The following is a 2,320-nucleotide window of genomic DNA, read 5'->3' as shown; positions in this document are numbered from 1 at the left end:
AGTTATTGAAGGATAAATTATTTTAAGTTGCAGAAAATGATCTTCAAAGATGAAACGGGTATAGCCAGCTCTGCTTGTAAATCCTATTTGATTGCGAAAATAGAAAGAACAATTATTTCTTAGCGACGAGAGTCCGTCGTTGGCTGAACTACGAAGCTCACCACTCTGGTCTGAGCGTCTCCTTTGAAAAAATTAGTCACTCAACTAAATGAATCAGCGACGATAAACGACCCAATTCGGACAAGGAAATGTTTAACGCCCCATTCACTGACAGGAGCAAGCGTAGCTTGAGAAATCCCGGGTACTATACAAATGTTTGAACACTACCTTTAAGCCTCAATAAGATAGTGCCTTGTTGTTGATTAAAGGCTTTTGCCCTTTTCCTCCCTTTACCAATAACCACAGCATCCACCAAGCCTCGGAAACCAAGGCCGGAACAGCGACGAAGATAATAAAGTTGATCTTATTGGCAGCGTAAGCCGAAGAGAGAAAATTACCGAAGCTGTCAATTTGATAGCCCAGCGCCGCTATCATCAGGAAAACTCCTAATATTCTGGGCATGTCTTCCGATTTGAATACCAGATAACCAACCAGGAGAATATGCAATCCAAACGCCATAAATGAAACATGCACCCCATGCTGGTACGCGCTCAAGTACGGCATGATCTGGGCGGCCAGTTGGTCTGGCTCGAATGCCTGCATGTATTCAGCTTCGCTTAAAATCTCCAGCACCGGGAAAAGATTCAGTAGCCCGGCAGCAAACATTGCAACAAACAACAACCGCATCCATGCTGCCAGTAACGCCAGGTCACTATTAACGGGCTTCAAGAATAAATAGAGTGCCCAAGCGACTAGGGCATCGCACATAATTACCACCAACCACCCGGCGATTCCCACGCGAAACAGCAGCTCGGAGGCCATGATATTGTTGACGGTGGTGGCCGCGTCGCCGACGACAATAATTTTCTCGAGGGCAAGTGAATTGGCGAGGGTGACGAAAACAAATACGGCAAGATAACCCAAGCCAGCGATTAGTGCGGCTTGTCGGGGCGAAATTGAAAGGGAGGCTTTGTGCATAAGGTTTCCTGGTATCGGTTTTGGGATGACACGATCCGTTAACTAAAAGTGCGAGGATTCTATCAATACAAGAATCGAGTTAGAATGGCGAATTATGCATTTCACATATACATATTTGTATGGACTGGCGATCTGTAAAATTTGACTGGAACCGTGCCCGAGCCTTTCTCGTTACCGCTGAAGAGGGCTCTTTATCGGCCGCGGCGCGCGCTCTTGACATGACTCAACCAACCTTGGGACGGCAGGTGACAGCACTCGAACGAGAATTGGGCGTTGCTTTGTTCGAGCGGGGCGGAAGAGGACTCGAATTAACACCTAGCGGGCTGGAATTAGTTGAACATGTACGCGCCATGGGCAATGCTGCGAGCCGTCTCTCTCTATCAGCCTCAGGTCAGTCAAATTCTATAGAGGGAAATATTTGCATCACCGCTACTGAAGTCATGGCCGTGTTCGTGCTACCACCAATAGTTCAGAAGCTGCGACGGATGGAGCCAGGTATCGACGTCGAACTTATTGCGTCGAATAGCGCAAGCGATCTGAAACGAAGAGAGGCGGACATAGCGATTCGTAGCTTTCGGCCAACTCAGTCTGATTTGATCGCTAAAAAGTTGGGCGACGTAGTGGCACATCTCTATGCCGCAACAAGTTATCTCCACCAACTTGGCAATCCTACATCGCCAGATGGTCTCAACAAGGCCGATTTTATTGCGTTCGATAATACTGACGGTCTCATCAGCATGCTCAATGAACGTGGGTTTAGGCTGACGCCCCGTAACTTCCCGGTAATGACAGAAAACCGCATAGTCCAATGGGAGCTTGTCAAACATGGAGTCGGAATCGGGGTAATGCCGGAAGTTATCGGCGACGCCGAGCCGCTGGTTGACCGAGCGCTACCCAGCCTTGAACCGCTTACTGCAGCTATGTGGCTTGTCGCACACCGCGAATTGAAAACGAACCGGCGAGTTCGGATGGTATTCGACTATTTAGCCTCCGAACTTTCCTAAAGAGTCTCCATATACTGACGCGAACCGGTTATGTGCTCAGCGTCCGTTCCTGGCCGAAAATCGTCTCCCACGTTAGCTTTTTGAGCGTCCGTTAGCGAGGGTAATGGGTGAATGGCTGGATTTTTAACGGGGCTGTTTTCGCCGCTCCCATCTGTTATTCGCCCGGACTTTTTCTTTGAAGTACGGTACTTCATCAGCGGTGAGCAAACCGGCAGCTGCCGCGCTGTAGATATAGCGGT

2 protein-coding genes are annotated in these 2,320 nt (G+C 48.8%); one reads left to right on the top strand and one right to left on the bottom strand.

Features of this window, described 5'->3' with window-relative positions; all coding sequences use genetic code 11:
- Positions 1 to 336: 336 nt before the first annotated feature.
- Positions 337 to 1,077 carry a DUF4386 domain-containing protein gene (locus ABYT30_RS18545; protein WP_373097998.1) on the bottom strand — a complete coding sequence of 247 codons (741 nt, stop codon included), beginning with the start codon at positions 1,075 to 1,077 and terminating at the stop codon, positions 337 to 339.
- Between the two features lie 119 nt (positions 1,078 to 1,196).
- Between ABYT30_RS18545 and ABYT30_RS18540 the strand changes: the two genes are divergently transcribed.
- On the top strand, positions 1,197 to 2,081 hold the full coding sequence (locus tag ABYT30_RS18540; RefSeq protein WP_373097996.1) for a LysR family transcriptional regulator: 885 nt from the start codon (positions 1,197 to 1,199) through the stop codon (positions 2,079 to 2,081).
- Positions 2,082 to 2,320: the final 239 nt, after the last annotated feature.

It is taken from the genome of Zhongshania sp. (genome assembly GCF_041623545.1).
In the GTDB taxonomy this organism is placed as follows: Bacteria; Pseudomonadota; Gammaproteobacteria; order Pseudomonadales; family Spongiibacteraceae; genus Spongiibacter.
The sequence above is the reverse complement of the archived record's forward strand: the minus strand, read 5'-3'. Positions and strand labels throughout refer to the sequence as shown.